This window comes from Vibrio sp. Vb1980, from assembly GCF_033338615.1.
GTDB lineage: Bacteria > Pseudomonadota > Gammaproteobacteria > Enterobacterales > Vibrionaceae > Vibrio > Vibrio alginolyticus.
This window is the reverse complement of sequence record NZ_JAWOSZ010000009.1, coordinates 20,693-38,270: the sequence shown is the minus strand read 5'-3', so window position 1 is coordinate 38,270 and position 17,578 is coordinate 20,693. Positions and strand designations below refer to the sequence as shown.

Genomic DNA, 17,578 nt, shown 5'->3' with positions numbered 1-17,578 from the left:
TAATATTTATCATTAATATTATTTTTTACAATCCAACCAAAGAAGAAGTTGTTTTATTTTCTTGCATTTACTTAATATTTTGATAAACAAATATATAGATTAAGGAGAATTATATTTATGGGTAGAGAGCAACAAATTGCACTAGGAATTGAAAGAACAATATTGAGTCAAGAAAAGTATGAAAAATCATCTTCTTGGGAAAAACTTTTTCTGCAAGGAATGTCTAGACAATGGCGAAAAACTCAAAGATTTACTATCAAACAAAAAAACACTGCTTTTCCAATTCTTAAAAGAATGAATGAGATTTAGAATAAATCACGGTTGGGTATGGCGTAAGCGATAAGGCACTAATCGAAATGATTTATCAATGAGATTAGTTTTCAGCTTGATATCTGGAAGTGATTTTTTTACGGTCAAGATTTGACAAACATTTTAGATAGTATATAAAGATAGTATTACTCTTCTTGAGTTCCAATATCTTATTGAGAAGAAGTAAGTGACAGGGATAGTCCATAGAAAGCACCTCTTTTGAGGTGTTTTTTAGTATGAGGAATTTAAAAAAACCACTCAATTGAATCGAGTGGTTTCTTAATTAGTTTCTGAGTTTTGAACGATTCTTTTGTTTCTGTTCATCATCTTGTGTTAACTCTTGCTTTTGTTTTTGCTCTTTTCTCTTTTCTTCTTCAAGCCTTAACGTTTTCCAGTTAGCGTTGTAACTCAAATATGTATGTTCCATTAGTTTTTCTTTAACGGATTCCTTGAACTCTGAGATTGGTTTTGTGCCACAGTAATTTTTTGCAAAGTCATTAAAATGTTTCTCATTGATGATTGAAATAGAGTCTCCAAAAACATTAACTTCAGCTATAAACTTTTTACTTGGTTCATTTTTTAACTGATATGTTTGAAAAATCTTCTTATCTCTAGATTTAAGACCTAAAGTTTCTGCTCTAAGATCTGAACTTTCTAAACCTTTTGGTATATATAAATCAATATATTTTTTTGATTTTATTAGCAAGTTGTTCAATACTTCTTGTGGGTTTTCACTATGAATAACAAAGTATTTACAACCTAAGCGTGAATAACCGTGTTTTGCACATTCATCTAAAGTTCTTAACCCATAACAGGCTAATTCTGACTTTACTAATTCTGTAAATGCTTTTTTAGTTATGCGCTTTGGCTCTTGTGGCTCAAAATCATCAAGAACAATTTCATCATTTTCGTTTCTATTGAAAGATCTATAATCTAAGATGTAGAAATATTTTGATTGATCAGAAAACAAGGACTTTAAATTTTTGTTTATTTGAGCTTGTTCCTGTCTGCGTTCACGCTTTGCTTTACGCAACTCTTCACCAGTTCTGAACATAAATCCGTTGGCGTGACCCATTTTTACAACGACTTCACCAGATGGAGTAGTAATAGTGTGTTTATTGCCACTGACCAAAATTGTGCAATTTTCCTCAGAACGCTCTACCCTGCGTTTACTGCGACCATTACCTCTCCACTCTACCCAATCTACATCACAACCTTTATGCAATTGAGTATTTTTACGTTGTGATCTCTTCTTCGCTTTTAGTTCTTTGTCATAGGCAAGGACTTCATCATCAATATTTTCAACAATTTCATTATAATCATAATAATCTGTCTTATTATATAGCTTTGATGTGTGATGCCATTCACACGGCTCAAAAAAATACCTGATAGTGTCAGTCGCTAACTTTGTTCTTTTAGATATTTCAGAAATCGGAAATTTATTTTCTTCTTCTGCAAAAATTGCGTTGTTAGATTTAGAATAACCGCTATAACCATTACCTCTATGTTCCATAAATTGCTCCTATAAATTATATTTGTTATTTAAATATTATATCATATATATATTATTTTACAATAATAATATTAAGTAAAATGCAAGTTTTTTATTGTTTTTTTATTATGGAATTATAATTTTCAGAACACACAAAAAACCACTCAAAAGAGTGGTTAATTATTTATTTTCTAGGTTTTGAACGATTCTTTTGTTTTTGTTCAACATCTTGATAAACGTCTTTCCTTAAATCATTTCTAGTTCTTAAACGTTCTTTCTCTTCCGCTTTGAGTTTAGAACTATGAGTTTCAAACTGTAATAAAGTATGTTCTTTAAGGTCTTCTTTCAGTGAAGAACTAACCTCTGACAAACTTCTTGAACCTCTATGATTCTTGCAAAAGTCTGTTAAGTGTTTTTCATTTCTTACCGTGTCTTTTGAAAGGTCTTTAAGGTCTACTTCTACTATGAAGCTTTTGTTAGGTTCGGTCTTTGAACGATACGTTTGATAGACCGTATCACCTAAGATTCTAAGATCAGTCGCTTTAAGGGAATTTAAAAGCTTTTCATCTACCTTACTCTTATCAAGCTCTAGCATTATTGCTGTTGGTGAGTCGCCTACAGCCATAGCATTTTCTTTAAAGACTCTGTATGTCTTACCGTTAAAGTGGGTTAAGCCTAAGTTGTTGTTCTCACGCACACCATAGTTAATAAGACTTGGATCAGACTTGAAGCTAGGAACTAGCTTATCTGCGTCAAAACCAAAATCGAATGACTCGCTAACGTGCTTGAACAATGCTCTTTCGTGTAGAGATTTTTCAGGTAACACGATAACTATCTTTGAATCTTTGTTTATTGCAAAACCATCTTCAAACTGAAAATCCCCAAAACGATGTTTACCATTTGTTAGATTTTCGACTTGTGTTGCTAATGCTTTACGCTCTTCATTGTTGTGCATAAACAAAACTTGATACGTTGGCAAAGCAAGTTCAAGTTCAACGCCCTTTTTCCTTTGTAATAATCCTGTCTCTTCATTTTTCATATTAAAATCCTTTTCTTCTAATTTTCTAACTATTTCACCATCTTCTATGTAGAACATTTCCTTTGTTCTAACTTTTTTTAGTGATAGTTCGGGTTCTCTGTCTGTAATATCACCTGAGATTATATCTTTCTCTTCAGCTTCAAAGACAAACAAGTATTCTTGTTCGGCTAATCCTGAGTAGTAATCAAGAACATACTCTTTACTTGTTCCTACATAGATACCTTGTCCGATCCATTCCCCATTCTTGCCCTAAACCAACATCTTCCAATTCATAACTTAGGCGAGAGTTTGCGCCTGACCTGATTTTTCCTGTATCTTCATCAACAGGCATTACTTTGTAGCAAATGAATGTCATAAAAAACTCCTTATGTTTTATCTATCCATAAGTATTTTCTTACCACATATTAAAATACTTTCAATCTTGTCTAGGATTTGTCCTTAAAAATACTCTAAAAGCTTCGCTTAGATTTGTTTCTGAAGTGATTAATCTCATTAGTTGGGTGCTCTAATTGGCTGAAAATGCGTGTTTTTTGGTCGAAAAGGGGCTATTTCGATGAAATTTAAAATTTTTATTAAAAAAATTGAAGTTTTTTATTTCTTTAATAATAAAGAAAAAGATTTCGTTGCGGCCTTATAGGACCATGCTTGCTGGAATTTGTTTGTTTTTTATTGTGCAAAAAACATTTGACAAATATGTTTTTGTAAGATTTCGAGGTATTGATCTTTAATATTATTATTTGATAAAATATATAACATCAAAACGGCAACGGAAAAGTGTTATGATTTAAACTAAACATTATTTGGAGAAAACAAATGAATATTATTACAAAGAAAATTGAGGAAATAGCAAACAAACATAATAAAAAGCCTTTCTATATTTATGAGTCATTGATCGAAATGACTTATCAAATGCGTGTAGTTAGAGACTTTAAAGACCGTTTTAACTGGCTACACGAAGACTTCTTAAACTTCCTAGTTCTCTATATTGAGCAAGTGGATCAGAATCCTTTTGAAGACCTTTTAGGGTTTGTCTTGTTTGAAATAAATGCTCTAGACAAGAAAAGCCTTGGTCAATGCTTTACACCGTCTGATATAGCTCGTTTGTTGTCAAAACTAACTAATAGATATGTTGAAGGTGAAGCTCGTTCATATGGCTCGTTTAGCGACATTTGCTGCGGTTCTGGTTCTTTAGTCTTGGCACAAATGGAAACAATTCACGAAACCAAGCAACACAACATAAAAGTGATTATCAATGATATTGATGAACTTATGGTAAAGACTGCGGTTGTTCAGGTTTTGATGAATGAAATGCACTTAGATTCTTTTGACACAATTCATCTTAAAGCATATCGCTCAAATGCTTTAACGGAATATATGACAGGGAAAGACGTTATCTTTGCGCCAAATCTGAATCATATCAATGATAAAGATGTTGTAGAGATTCTTGAAAGAAGATCTATGCCTAACTTCGATTTGCATAGAAGAGTTTTAGATATGCTTGAAGATCAGCCTAAACCGAATCATAAGGAGGCTGCATAATGAGAATCTTAAACGAAAAAGATGTATTTCAGTTCAACTATAAAAAAGAAACAATGGGTAATCTTTTGATTCAAGACTTTAAACAATTGAAGAATGTTCATCAATCAGAAAAAGAGTGTTTTGAAAGCTTCATCAAAGGTAAAGAAGATGATGAACTTGGAGTAGTTTTTGATTGCCCTGATACATTCTCAAGACTGAACAAACTTGAAATTGATTGTATAGATTTATTTGTCATTTTAGAAGATTGCGGTTTCGATGGTTCAGAAGAAGATTTAGAAGAGTTAGTAACGGTTTTTCACACATTACTTAGTCTTGATAGATTTAAGTTTTACACTGACTATCGTTCTTTTCAGAAAGAGAATGGCAATGTTCTTGATTACGATACACAAACTTTACTTTGTGCATTAGAAAATACAAATTGTGAAAATGAGCATTGTGATGATGTAGATAAAATATTTAACTTTTTTGATTGCCTTGAGCAACTTGTCAGTCAGCAATATCAAATAATTGAAGGAGAAGATTATTACCCTGAAGAACCAACTTTAGAATATTCATTTAGGTATCAGTAAGGTTAAACAACCCAAAATTGGAAAAATCGAATTCCAATTTAAAACTTTCATTTTTAATGAACAATTAGGGAAATCAAATGAAAGAAGTGGAAAAACTGCAACAAGGAGGTTGCACAACTAAAAACTAAGAGAGAATAATAATGAAAACACAAAGTCACAATTTTAAGTCAGTTCCATATCAGGGTAGCAAAGCAAAGCTTCTTACTTTCCTAGAAGAATCTTTAGATCATTACTTATCTAACTTTTCCGATAATCAAGAAATTAATAGTTTCTTTGACGCATTTTCAGGTAGTGGTCAAGTAGCACACCATTTCAAAGATAAGTTCGACCTAATCACGAATGACAAACAATCTTTTACAAAAGTGATTAACGATACTTTCTTAAGCTCTAACGCTCATGTAGAGCGTATTCAAGAGCTAGTAGACGAACTAAACAACCTACCAGAGCTTTATTTTTATCAAACTGATGGTTGGTTTACAGAAACCTATTCTCAAGATTTTCTAGATGGTTCAGCAGTGTCTCTCGATGGTTCTAGAAAGCTTTGGTTAAGCAAGAACGCTCGCAAGATCGATATGATCCGCACTCGCATTGATGAAATGCGTGAGAATGGCGAGATTAATCAAGATGAAATGAACATCTTACTTACTTCGCTGCTTCGTGCTTCAAACCTTGTTCAAAACACGCTAGGACACCAAAACAGCTATTTGAAGGAATGGTCTGATAAGTCATTAAAAGACCTCGTTCTATTAGTCCCTGAGTTTGAGCAAAGCAAACGTAAACACAAGAATCTATGTGGTGATATTGGTGATGTAATTGATGAAGTTCACGCTGATATTACCTACTTCGATCCACCTTACGGCTCTAACAATAAGAGTGGTTCAGGCTTTAGCTATTCAGCTTATTACCATCTAAACAACACGATTGTAGATAACAATCGCCCTGAGACTTTCGGCAAGGCTAATCGCCCTATTGCGACTAAAGCAAACAAAGACACGATTGAAAAGAACAAGAAAGAACTTGTTATGCCTGAGTTCATTAACCTTGTTCAACGTTCAAAGTCTAAGTTCGTTTGTTTCTCATACTCAACGCAAGGTCTTTTATCAGCTCAAGACTTTGAAGAAGTGTTTCGCTTGGGTGGTTGTGAGATGGCGACTTTCAAAGTGTATTACACCTCTCACAAGAAGAATAAGCAAAGTCAAACCGCTTTGAAGAATGGTGATTCAATCAATCGTGATAACCACGATGAAGAATTGTATGAGCTTTTCATCATTGCACAGAAAAAACCTGTTCGCCTTGTTGATAACAATCTTGAACACAAAATCGAAACATACCTTGAAAAGTCTGTTTCAACACATTCAATCAATGATAAATCTTACTCGATTTATTACGACAATACAGAAGGTTCATTTATCGAAAAAACAAAAGGAGATATTTCAATGACCAGTGAAACATTAAAACTAAACCCTCAAATGCCTGATAGCGTTTCATATGTAAAAGTTGTAGGTAACTTTGATAAACCAATAAATCTTAAATGGATTTATGTTCAAACACCTGATCATTTTGTTGAAGTAATGCACTACACAAGACGATTATTGAATCAAAGATTTTATGATGAAATTGACTCTCTTTGTGTCAATGCTAAGGGAGACATACAAGGGCTATACAATGAATTAGGAATATTCATTGAAACACAGATTGATATTCATATAGATAAAAACTTAGTGATAGATGAATGTTTTGCCCTTTCATACGATATAAACGATGAAACGAGTCCAGTCAATTCAGGAATGATGTTGTTTGTTGAAGAACATTATATCTACCCAAGAGTTTTAGACTATGTAAGTTAGACGTTATTTTAACGAATAAAGGTTAAAGCTATGAAAAGTGGAAGACTTAACGCAACAAGGAGGTTGCTCAACTAAATAGAGAGAGAATTATCATGTATATATACAAAATAAAAACAAACAAAAACGAATTGAAGAAAGTAAAATGTCTATGTGAAGAAGATACTGTTTTGAAAAACGACTTTATCTTGCTCACGGATAATCAAGACCTGTTTAGAAAGATTATAAAAGAAAAGTTCAACATAACTGAACTTTTAATAGAGCTGTATAACGATTCAGTTTATGAAGAGCAATTCACTTTAGAAGAGTTGAAGAGCTTTGAGAAACAAATCTTTGAAAACATTTTTTGCAATCAAGATTTCAGAATTGAAGAAAAAGAATTTAAAAAATATAGAAATGTAATATTTCAGCTTTCAATAATGCTTACTCATTTGATAGTTGAAAAGATTCAAGAAAATGAAACTGAAGATTGGTCGAACATTGGGACATACCCTACTGAATACATAGAAGACGTTTATCAAGACTTATTAGACTATGATAATGATTATAAGCTATGTTTCGACTCTCAAGAGTTACTTTCAAAAATAACTGGCTTTAAAAAGAAGATTTATGCAAATGAACTCTATGATTTTGACGATATGCCTGATAAATATTCTTATGAGCGTTGTTTTAAATGTAATTCAGAAAATTACAATGTTGCAGTTAATGAAGAATCTGAACAAGATGATCCATTCTTTATTCATACTTGTGATAAGTGTAGTTCAAGATGGGAAGTTAGCCATAAACATAATCTTATTTACTTTTATGGAAATGATAACGAAGAAGTTTTCTAAGAAACAAAACAATTGGATTTTACTGCAAAAGGAGTTTGCATAACTAAAAAACAAAAGAGGTAATTATTATCATGTATTATATAGCAAAAGGTAAAACAGCAACACTAGCAACAAGACAAATCGATCTAGCTGATAAAGGAACTGAGATTTTTGAATTTGAAATTATAGACATTTTCAAAATCTTAAAAGAATACAACAATGTTTACTTGCGTGACACAGAACTATACTTAAAAGAAAATAACACAATAATCAAAGGTCAATTCATTGTAGAACAAAGAAACATCTTTGAACATTACTTAGTAACCATTGATACTCACAAACAAGAGATCTACCGCCCTGCTTTTATGCTTCATTGCATAGATGGGAATGACTATCTGATCAATGATGTAAAATCATTGTATGAACTAAACGTTTGTAAAATGTTGAGCATAGATAGTAAATTGTTAAGCAAAGAGTTTAAAAGCTGTAATCTAGCATTTGCTGATTTTTTTAATCAATTTGCTTTAAAGCTTGGATCATTAAGTAATAACTATGCAATTTTAAATGACTTTCCTGAAGATGATAATTCATACACTCACATCAACTATGAACAAGCGAATGAATTGATTAATTCAAAGATCTTTGAAGAAATGCTTCAAGCAAGCTTTGATAGTGTTGGTAAAGCTTATGCAGCATAGACTAGGAGTGACCTTAGAAGTCGAAAATGACGATAGCGAGTGTTTCTACTGTGGCAATGAAGATTTCACTTCAAAACGAGTAGATACCGCTTACGTAATGGAGTTCTACTATCACCACTGTTGCAAGAGCTGTAACAGTGAGTGGAACTACAGCCCTTTCTTTGGTGAGATTTACTATCTTCGTGATGATGAACTTGACCAGAAAAGAAGGTTAACAAAAAAATCTTAATTACCATTATGTTTCTTAACGTTGGAATGGGGAAATGAAACGGTTAAAAGTTATCTGGTAAAGCCCTGCACATTTTGTAGGGCTTTTTTAATATGGTAAAATTCGTTCATCTTCCAAGTAACTAAACTGATTTAATGTCTGACAAGTCGTATCATCAACTGATTCAATCAACTTTCGAGAACACGCTTCTTCACCTTTACTTTCAAGTTAATGCTTCTACAAGCTTTGTCAAAGAAGATCAGAGAAACAAGATCATCATCGACTATCTAAAGCCTAAACTGAAGCAAGCTCGATACTCGACAATCAAGAAGAAACTCAAAACTGTTTGCTTAATGAAGAATAAGTTTGGTTCTATCGAGAAGCACTTAGACGGCATTTTAAGCCAATACAAAACGGTCATAGCAAAGAACGATGTAGAAAAGCTTTACAGCGTCTTAGAGAGCTTTGAGAGCACAGGAATAGCAACCAAGCTAATTGAAGAAACACCACAGCAAGAAGCTAACGTTGTTTATCTAGATCGAGCACACATAGACAATTGCTTTGATGATGAGAATAGACAAGTTGCACCTATATCACTGTTTATACACACAGTAGAACTTGGCAAGTTCAGAAAGTGCCTAGATGAACAGCTTTACTTCAAATATGAAGCTCATCAAGTGAATAAAGAATTGAACAACTACCACTATTTGCTTCACCCTATTTCTTGACCATCTAACAAGGTAGAACGAATGAGAAATGTCGTAAATGACGATAAAATCGTTGATTTTAGAGACTTGGTAAATTCAAACTCTAGCTTTGTATATCAGATCTACAAAGATAAAGGCGGTAAAAACCTTTTTAACCTCGTTTGTTCAGCAATGGACTGGATCTCGGTATCCGTTCGCCACTTAGAAAATGCGCCTGATTTTGATAAAGACATAGATACTAAATGTATGCAGGTTTATTCACTCATCTCTTCGATTGATCTCGTCTGGGAGTCAATTAAACAACTCCATCGAGTGTTTATCAATGCGAATACCTTACCGTTTCACGGGGAAAAGAGTTGCTTTGAAAATCGACTTTTTCTCGATGAAGATGATAATCGTTACTTCAAAACTATTAGAGCTTGTTTCGGTGCTCACCCTGTAGATCTGTATCAAGATGGTTCAAAGCGTTTCGCCAGTTGGCCATTCGATAGTCATTTCAATTCTGGCGACCTGAGCGTTATGCTCTACAGTCGTGATGTAGGTAAAGAAGACCTGACTTTAAACTTGAATATCAATGAGTTATTAGAATTTTTGAAAACTCGATATGCGTATCTTGATGTTATTGCTGATAAGATCCAAACACTCTTCGTTGAATATCAACAAAACCTTTCAAAAGTTGATATTGAAACTAAATCCGATCCGCTAGAACAGCTTTATGTTCTTCGTTCTGAGTCAGTAAGACGCTTAGACAATGAATATTATAATGGGGAGATTAACGACCTGATTATGATTTTTGAAGCTGAACTCACTGACTCTGACCTTGTACCACTCGCTGATAAGTACAAAGAATCCCTCATTCCTTTGATTGAAGAGATTAAGAAAAATCTTCAAGAAATGAACATTGTTGATCTAGTGAATGATAGTGACCTAAGAATCAAGTCTGAGCTTAGTAGAGAGTTAAGCTATGAACTCGGTAAGTTCTACACTTGGGTTCACGGTGACAGATACGATCCGCTACTCGATTACTACTGTGAAAGGTTTAACGATGCGACTGACGGAAAGTTCAATTTTAGTCGATTCGATGAACCGAACTTATCCTTTCTAAAGTCTCGCTTGATGTTAGCTCAAGACTTGTAATGTTAGTTCAGTGCTTCTTCTTGTAGATGTAAACGGAATGGGTTCATCTCAGCCAGAATAAAGTCTTCAAACCAAAGATTAATCTGTTCCAGTAGAACAGCTCCCTCTTTTGCCGTTTTCATTGATAGTACATCAAGTTCATCTAGGTCTATCATCTCTTCAAGAGGTGAAGACCTAACCAAGTTGTGAATCGCTCTATTTCGCTCTCTACGCCACTCATCAACATCACGCTTAAGATTCTTTGGTAAATAGTCAGCGCATAGCTCAATAAGCTTCGCAAAGCTCTTAGTTCCTGCTTTTTGTCCTTTGATGTACATAGCTAGTGATAAGCGATCTGAAATGCAACTTTCTTCTAGTGCAATTGCTTCAAGATAAAATTCTTGCTCTAAGGCTTTTTGAATACGCTCTACAATGTCTTTAGAACGTTCTTCTTTCTTGATGATTGTTGAGTAAGCTGAACATTCCTCATCAGCTAAATGATGCCTTGAGATATGAAGATCCATCACCATCGTTCTAAAAGATGGCATAGTGTCCAAAATCTCAGTAAATTGCGTCATAAACGTATCGAGGTACGTGAATGTGTAGATGTGTTCACGCTTCAACCACCAACTGTATAACTTATCTTTCTCGGTTCTTGGGATTTCAATAACTCTATGACCGATATGATTAATATAATCGTGTATCACTTTGAGGAAAAAGGTGCAGTGGAACAAAATGGTCTTTCCCTGTGGATACATTGCGTAAGCTTCAGGGTTCATATCATTAATATGAGTTTCTACAACTTTCTTTTGTTCTATATGTTCATCATCAATGAATAAACATAGTGAATTCAGTAGATCTACTGGATTCTTTACGTCAAAACCATCTAGCCATAGTGATTCAAACAACCAAAAAGCAAAACTATATCCATCAATGTAACCATCTTTGAAAAATGTGTAGTGTTTACGGCTTTCAAGTTGAGCTTGTTGCTCTTCTAATGAAAGATTGGCTAGATTATTGTTCATACTTCTTCCTGATCAACAAAGCACTGCTTCAATGCAGTGCTCTAGATACTATTAGAGCTTATTGTGCTCTTGTTTCAGTAATGCTCTTCTTTTTCTTCTGCTCTCTAAGTTGCGCTCTCTTGCAACAATAAAAGCTTTTACCTCATCAGCGTATGTTTCTTCGATAAATGGGATTTGAAGAATTCGCTTTGAGTCTGCATAGCCCCAAACTCTAAGTGGCTGTATTAAGTCAGTATGTCTTAAACTCACTTCACTGAATGAAAAATCTTTTTCATATATTTCAAATACATCAACTTCTTTGAGGACTTGACCTAAAACTTCACTCTCTGACAAACAGAAGTTAAGAATAGATTCACCAGAATCAAAAACATTCTCATACTTGAGGTAGTAATCCACTCGGTCTTCATATTCATCTTGAGTTTCATCTTCATCTTTCGAGGTTTGCCACTTAAGATAGTCGATGAATTTTTCTAGGATCTTGTGTTCTTCGTCCCACACATAAACATTTTCTAAATTACTGAATCTATTGAAATCCATTTTGAAAGCCCTGACCGTTTTTGTCTTTTGAACATCATACACTAAGAAGTCTATGAAGTGTGATAATGGCCTTTAGGTCAAAAAGTATATAAGTGTTGATAAAATGACTTTCACACTCAAAATAAACCTTAATACTATAATTAAAAATCAGAACCCTACTCGATATTTTCAGACCAAATCTCAAGCTTTCTACTATGTTTATTAATACCCATTTCACTTAAAACACGATAAACACTAGATAAACTGTAATTGACGTTAAATTCCTTTGCTATATAGTCAGCAATATCACTACCTTGAAGCTTTCCTTCCTTCGGTACGATTAAACAATTTGTAACTTGCTTCTTTAAAACCTTTTTCTGAGCATTTGTTAACTGTGGAGGTCTACCCATTCGAGGTTTTTCAACAAGCCCATCTACACCAAGATCTAAATATAATTTAACCCATCTATTAACGCTAAGACGACTAACATTAAGCATTTTCGCTATTTCAGTCCTATTTTTACCATTAACATAGTAAGAAACAGCTAACAGTCTAAGCTTTAACCTATCATTAGATGCTGATTTTATTAGATGAGAGAAGTCGGGGGGCATAAACTAAAAGTCTTGTAATGTAAACAATATAACTTTATGAAGTGTGGCTTCTATAACTAAGAGCCACACTCCTAACTAGTTAACTTTCTAGGTGATAAGAAAATGTATCATATGAGTCTGCTTTAACAAACTTCGCAGGATTCTCTAACGCATTGCCATTTCTATCTTTCGACAATGCTTCAAAGTGGGCGATACCACAATTGATTTTGGCTTGTTCAGACGCTCTCAAATCATCAGAGAAGATACTAGATTTAGTTTCTACCACAAAGTAAAGCTGATCACCCAAACCATCTTCTTTGTCAATTAGAACCGCCCAATCGGGGTTGTAACTGCCTAGAGGCGTATCGATCTTGAACCACCCTGGTAATTTCGCATACAACTTAACATCAGATGATGTTTCAAGTTTTTCAGCAAATTCAAACTCAGTATCAGAGTCACAAATGATATAGTCGTAAACTGACTTGTTCGCTTCGACCATATTCTTAAGATAGCCCGTAAGCTCCTCTTCTTGGAACAGCTCTTGTGCATAGTAATCTTCATCACCAATGCGGTGATAAGAGATTCCATCGACAATTGCAAGGCGCATTTGTTTACGGATTACTTCACCTGCAAGCTCAATAAATCTTTGAGGATTATTTTTGAATGCTTCAAGCTTATCCCCTAGCCCTAGTAGGATTTGAACTACTGTCTTACGTGTTAGATTCGTATGAGACTCTAAGTACGTTACTACATCAGGCAACTGGAAGTTTCTATTTCGGTAATATTGAATTTTTGACTCTTCATCAAAAGTTTCAAGCTCTGCTTCCGTTACTGCTACTTTGACCTTTTTGTATTCAAACTTAGCACTTGCTACCGCAACTGACGCTCGAATCTCATTGATACATTTATCAACCAATTCGCCAATACTAAAATCTACACGATAAGTTGTTTTGTACTTAATGCGATCCCAAAGAGCTTTAAAATCATCTCCTAGTACAACTTGTTTACCGTTATCCTCACGCAGTGATGCTGTCTTCTTCTCTTCGTGTTTTTTGATACTCAAGCCTTTAGAAACTTTAGTTAAAGTAGCTAAAATTGCATCAGTATGTTCTTTAACACTTTCAGGAAGAGTTACAGAGTTTTCAGCCAGATCGAGTTTTAGAGAATCCTGAATCTTACCTTTCTTGTCGATATAACCTTTATCAGCAAGATGTTGGTAGATTTCTTCTGATTTTTTAGCTCCAAGGAACTCTTTCTTATCGAGTTCATCAGAGACAACGATATTCGCAAATTGGTGCTTTTCAACTGCACCAAACTTGATACCTTCTTCTTTCTCAATCTCTTTTTGAAGTTCAGTTACAAACTGTTCGTATGATTCGTTCGCCATTACAGTAAGGGTATTCACCTCAAAACCGTAAGGCACACGCTCACCAGACTGATCTACAGCAAGACGTAAGCCACGACCAATCTCTTGACGTTTTTTCATCACTGAATTGGTTTCGTTTAACGTACAGATCTGGAATACGTTAGGGTTATCCCAACCTTCTTTTAGAGCAGAGTGACTAAAGATAAATCGTAGCTTTTCATCAATAGAAAGCAGTTTCTCTTTGTCTTTCATAATCAAGTTATATGCAGACTCATCAGCAGCAGTTTTACCACCTTCACCTTTTGCTGAAAGTTTAGATTCTGCAAATTGAGGATTACCAGAAGCATCTTTCTTCTTGTCTTGAGCAAAGTAGCCGTTGTGAACAGAGCTTGCGAGTTCTTTTAGGGCTTGTTCGTTCAAAACAGACTTACCAGAACTATCTTTATTCCATATAGAAGGGTAAAGAAGACGGTATTTTGGCTTTCTTAGTTGCTGCGTAAACTCTTCTTCAAACCACTGAGCAAACTTACCCTGTGTAGGTACGCCCTCTTTGGTATAACCTCGATAGTTCGCTACTTTGTCGATAAAGAACAAACTTAGAACTTTGATCCCTTTCTGGCTCATCACTTTTGAATAATCCATAGGATCAACACCAGTAGTTACTTTCTTGAAAAATTTGAGTTCTTTTTCAAGGTGCTCTTCTACCGTTTTAGAGATCTGTAAACGCTTATAAGTGTCTAGGTCAACTTCACCAATTGACTGTCCAAGCTCAATGATGTCATCACGGCTAGTGAAGTCGATGTATTCATTGCCTTCTTCACAATAAATATCATTGATCACATAACCTTCATAAACTGAACGTCCACCAGCCGCTTCAAATAAGTCAGTACCACTCTTAACAGTGATACTCTTACGTGGTTGCAACTTACCCGTTTTAGTTTGTGCATCAATCTCAACCTTTGCTGTGATAGGTGATTTTTTATTATCAACACTAATCAGCTTGATATACGCTTGGTTGTGGTTGTCTTGAACTTCTAGTGAAGCAACTTCAATCTGTTTTACCAATTTACGCTCATAAGCGTCAATTGAGTCCAGTTTATACAGCATATTGAAGCTTTCTGTGAGAGTCGCTGAGTAGCGGAAAGTACACAGTGGGTTCAAGCTTTCAATTGCCTTTTTTCGATTTACTGTAGATGCTACCGACTGAGGTTCATCAATCAAAACAACTGGATTGGTTGCCTGAATAAACTCAATAGGTTTCATACCGTTCAGTCGATCATCAGTACGGTGAATCAGGTTAGCTTTCGTTTCTTTCTCTGGATCAGTGAAAGACTTACTGAAAGCATCAATGTTGATAACCATTATTTGTATATAATCATTCGTAGCAAAGTTTCTGACTTGCTCACGCTTCGATGAATCATAGACAAAGTAATCATACTGAACGTTCTTGTACTCTTTTCTGAAATGCTCTTCTGTCATTTGAAGGGATTTATAAACACCCTCTTTGATTGCGACAGACGGTACAACGATGATGAACTTAGTGAGTCCATATCGTTGATTTAGCTCAAAAGCACTTCTCAGGTAAACGTATGTTTTACCCGTACCTGTTTCCATCTCGATAGTAAAATCAAGACTAGGTAATGCTTGTTTTGACGTTTCAGTTTGCGGTAAACCATTAATGAGCTGAACATTTCGTGTGTTTTCGTAAAGCTCTTCTGGCAATAAGCTAAGAGCATTAGCCACACCAATATCATTGTTCTTTGCAAATAATCCTAACTGCTCATTGCTCAACGCATTTTGTGAAACAGAAAAGTTCGATTGAAATGTTTCCTGTCCCTCAAATACACCAACAACTGCGTTAATCGCATCATTTTGGTGAGCTAAGTCAGGGTTAAACTTTATCTTCATTTCAGACATAATTTATCCCTTAAATGCTCTTAACATCATCAATAGCTGCTTGTTTCAAGATTTGGATAGCATTCGTCTTAACCCGATCATCTGCAAAACCTTCATCTTTGAATACTACTTGAGTTGTTTCAGGGTCATACTCTTCTTTAAGCTTGGCGATTCCTTCAACAGTGTCGGTCGTAATTTCATCATCTAAACAAACAAATAATGCACCTGCACCAACAACATACACGTTCTTTCCGTTAACAACTTCTGTTTCAACTGGTGTAGTTAGGTCATATCCGTATTTTAGGAAAATCTCATACAATACATCTTCACTTGAACGCCCGTCTTTGATTGACTTAGTGGCTTGTTGAAGCACTTGCTCTAAGTTTTCAAAATCAGCGTCCCAAGGGCGAATGTTAGTCTCGTCAAGTTTGAAAGTTCTTGCTGCCTTAAGATTGTTTTGATTGCAAACCCTGTTAATTCTCTCTTGTGTGAAATCCGAAATAGTGACAAAGTCCTTTTTTCCTGTTTCTTCTGGTATTTGTACAAGTATGAACTGCCTATGACCATTATCTTCGATATTTTTCTCAATAACAGCTTGAGCTGTAGTGCCACTTCCAGCGAAAAAGTCTAGAACTATTGAATCTTTTTTCGAACCAATTTCCAATATTCGTTTAATCAATGACACAGGTTTAGGAGTGTCAAAGATGTCCTTGGTCTCAGGAAATAATCTCTTAAGCTCTTGTTTGGCGGTTTGGTTGTGACCGACCTCTTGGTAAGTCCAAAGTGTAAGTGGAGTTATTCCTTGTTTCACTTCACTAAGAAAACGCTTAATAGCGGGAACGTTATTCCCAGCTTCACCAAACCAAATTCTGTTATCCAAGACCATTTCATCAAACTTGGCTCTTGATACACGCCAACAAGCACCAGCAGGGGGCGAAACGACTCTTCCTGATGGTGTGGTTATTTCATAATCGTTAGCAGCAGAATAAGTTTTTACTGACATATCACCTGCCTTCCAATCACCACGAGGATCATTGTCTCGATTGGTGTAGGCAGAGTTTTGCTTGTCCGTTCTTGGTAATAAATTAGGTCTCCAAGTCGACTTATTTTTAGCATAACAAAGAATGAAATCGTGATTATCTGACAACCATTTTGCATCATTTGATGGAGAGTACTTTTTCTGCCATATAATATTATTTACAAAATTGTCTTCACCGAAAATCTCATCACAGATAGATTTAAGGTTGCTTTGTTCATTGTCATCTATCGAAATAAATATAACACCCTGATCTGAAAGTAAATTTCTTGCCAGTTTTAATCTTGGATACATCATATTTAGCCAGTTGGTATGATAGCGTCCTGACTTTTCTGCTTGTGTAGAAGTAGCATTGCCTTCTATGTCAATTTGACCTGTAATTTGAAGGTAGTTTTTAACATTGTCTTTGAAGTTATCAGGGTAGATAAAGTCTTTCCCCGTGTTATAAGGAGGATCAATATAGATAACATCAACTTTTTTATGGTAGCTTCTTTGTAATACCTTAAGAACCTCTAGGTTATCACCTTCTATAAACAGGTTATCCGAAAGATCATCACTAGCACTAAACACAGGTCGCAGTGTAGCTGTTGACGGTTTAAGTGCTAGCTGTTTACATTTGTCTTTTTCTGGCCAAATGAAGCCAAATCGTTCGCTTTTCTCTTCTACCGCACCACCAAGTTCGAGTCTTAATGCTTCAAAGTCGATTTTATTTTCATTTACAACGTTCGGAAAAATCTTCTTCAAATTTTCAATGTTTTCATTGATAAGATCGCAACTTTTGCTTGATTCATCTCGGTTCGTTATTTTCATAATTTA

At 34.8% G+C, this 17,578-nt stretch carries 17 protein-coding genes; 9 read left to right on the top strand and 8 right to left on the bottom strand.

The genetic code is table 11. The features are described 5' to 3' along the window. Positions 1–117 precede the first annotated feature (117 nt). A complete protein-coding gene (locus R7F64_RS14665) occupies positions 118–309 on the top strand; it encodes a hypothetical protein (RefSeq protein WP_318071844.1) in 192 nt (63 codons plus the stop codon). Positions 310–592: 283 nt separating this feature from the next. Here the strand turns inward: R7F64_RS14665 and R7F64_RS14660 are convergent, their stop codons facing one another. The 3 genes from R7F64_RS14660 to R7F64_RS14650 all read right to left on the bottom strand — a co-directional run bounded on the left by R7F64_RS14660 (position 593) and on the right by R7F64_RS14650 (position 3,195). Beyond that, entirely contained in the window at positions 593–1,822 is a 1,230-nt protein-coding gene (locus R7F64_RS14660) for a hypothetical protein (protein WP_318071843.1), read from the bottom strand. A gap of 163 nt (positions 1,823–1,985) precedes the next feature. Next, the gene (locus R7F64_RS14655; protein WP_318071842.1) at positions 1,986–2,993 is read right to left on the bottom strand and encodes a hypothetical protein; all 1,008 of its coding nucleotides are present in this window, start codon (positions 2,991–2,993) and stop codon (positions 1,986–1,988) included. Between the two features lie 46 nt (positions 2,994–3,039). Beyond that, positions 3,040–3,195, bottom strand: coding sequence for a hypothetical protein (locus R7F64_RS14650; RefSeq protein WP_318071841.1), 156 nt, complete (start codon positions 3,193–3,195; stop codon positions 3,040–3,042). Positions 3,196–3,653: 458 nt separating this feature from the next. Between R7F64_RS14650 and R7F64_RS14645 the strand changes: the two genes are divergently transcribed. The 8 genes from R7F64_RS14645 (at position 3,654) to R7F64_RS14610 (ending at position 10,354) form a co-directional block, all read left to right on the top strand. Next, complete coding sequence (locus tag R7F64_RS14645; RefSeq protein WP_318071840.1) at positions 3,654–4,379, top strand: N-6 DNA methylase; 726 nt, start codon at positions 3,654–3,656, stop codon at positions 4,377–4,379. Next, positions 4,379–4,948 carry a hypothetical protein gene (locus tag R7F64_RS14640; RefSeq protein WP_318071839.1) on the top strand — a complete coding sequence of 190 codons (570 nt, stop codon included), beginning with the start codon at positions 4,379–4,381 and terminating at the stop codon, positions 4,946–4,948. Before R7F64_RS14645 ends, R7F64_RS14640 begins: the two co-directional genes overlap by 1 nt. 140 nt (positions 4,949–5,088) lie before the next feature. Continuing rightward, positions 5,089–6,795, top strand: a complete 1,707-nt coding sequence (locus R7F64_RS14635) for a DNA adenine methylase (RefSeq protein ID WP_318071838.1) — start codon at positions 5,089–5,091, stop codon at positions 6,793–6,795. Between the two features lie 92 nt (positions 6,796–6,887). Next, entirely contained in the window at positions 6,888–7,625 is a 738-nt protein-coding gene (locus R7F64_RS14630) for a hypothetical protein (protein WP_318071837.1), read from the top strand. A 71-nt stretch (positions 7,626–7,696) separates the two neighbouring features. After that, complete coding sequence (locus R7F64_RS14625) at positions 7,697–8,302, top strand: hypothetical protein (protein WP_318071836.1); 606 nt, start codon at positions 7,697–7,699, stop codon at positions 8,300–8,302. Next, on the top strand, positions 8,292–8,531 hold the full coding sequence (locus tag R7F64_RS14620; RefSeq protein ID WP_318071835.1) for a hypothetical protein: 240 nt from the start codon (positions 8,292–8,294) through the stop codon (positions 8,529–8,531). Before R7F64_RS14625 ends, R7F64_RS14620 begins: the two co-directional genes overlap by 11 nt. Before the next feature lie 134 nt (positions 8,532–8,665). Next, positions 8,666–9,238 (top strand): DUF2913 family protein, encoded by a 573-nt coding sequence (locus tag R7F64_RS14615; RefSeq protein WP_318071834.1) that lies wholly within the window; start codon positions 8,666–8,668, stop codon positions 9,236–9,238. Between the two features lie 21 nt (positions 9,239–9,259). Continuing rightward, a complete protein-coding gene (locus tag R7F64_RS14610) occupies positions 9,260–10,354 on the top strand; it encodes a hypothetical protein (protein WP_318071833.1) in 1,095 nt (364 codons plus the stop codon). 2 nt (positions 10,355–10,356) lie between these two features. Here the strand turns inward: R7F64_RS14610 and R7F64_RS14605 are convergent, their stop codons facing one another. From R7F64_RS14605 to R7F64_RS14585, 5 genes are all read right to left on the bottom strand, one after another. Next, positions 10,357–11,358 (bottom strand): hypothetical protein, encoded by a 1,002-nt coding sequence (locus tag R7F64_RS14605; protein ID WP_318071832.1) that lies wholly within the window; start codon positions 11,356–11,358, stop codon positions 10,357–10,359. Between the two features lie 51 nt (positions 11,359–11,409). Then, entirely contained in the window at positions 11,410–11,895 is a 486-nt protein-coding gene (locus tag R7F64_RS14600; protein ID WP_318071831.1) for a hypothetical protein, read from the bottom strand. A gap of 155 nt (positions 11,896–12,050) precedes the next feature. Beyond that, complete coding sequence (locus R7F64_RS14595; RefSeq protein WP_318071830.1) at positions 12,051–12,485, bottom strand: helix-turn-helix domain-containing protein; 435 nt, start codon at positions 12,483–12,485, stop codon at positions 12,051–12,053. Between the two features lie 79 nt (positions 12,486–12,564). Beyond that, complete coding sequence (locus R7F64_RS14590; protein ID WP_318071829.1) at positions 12,565–15,747, bottom strand: type III restriction-modification system endonuclease; 3,183 nt, start codon at positions 15,745–15,747, stop codon at positions 12,565–12,567. Positions 15,748–15,757: 10 nt separating this feature from the next. Next, on the bottom strand, positions 15,758–17,572 hold the full coding sequence (locus tag R7F64_RS14585; RefSeq protein ID WP_318071828.1) for a site-specific DNA-methyltransferase: 1,815 nt from the start codon (positions 17,570–17,572) through the stop codon (positions 15,758–15,760). Positions 17,573–17,578 lie beyond the last annotated feature (6 nt).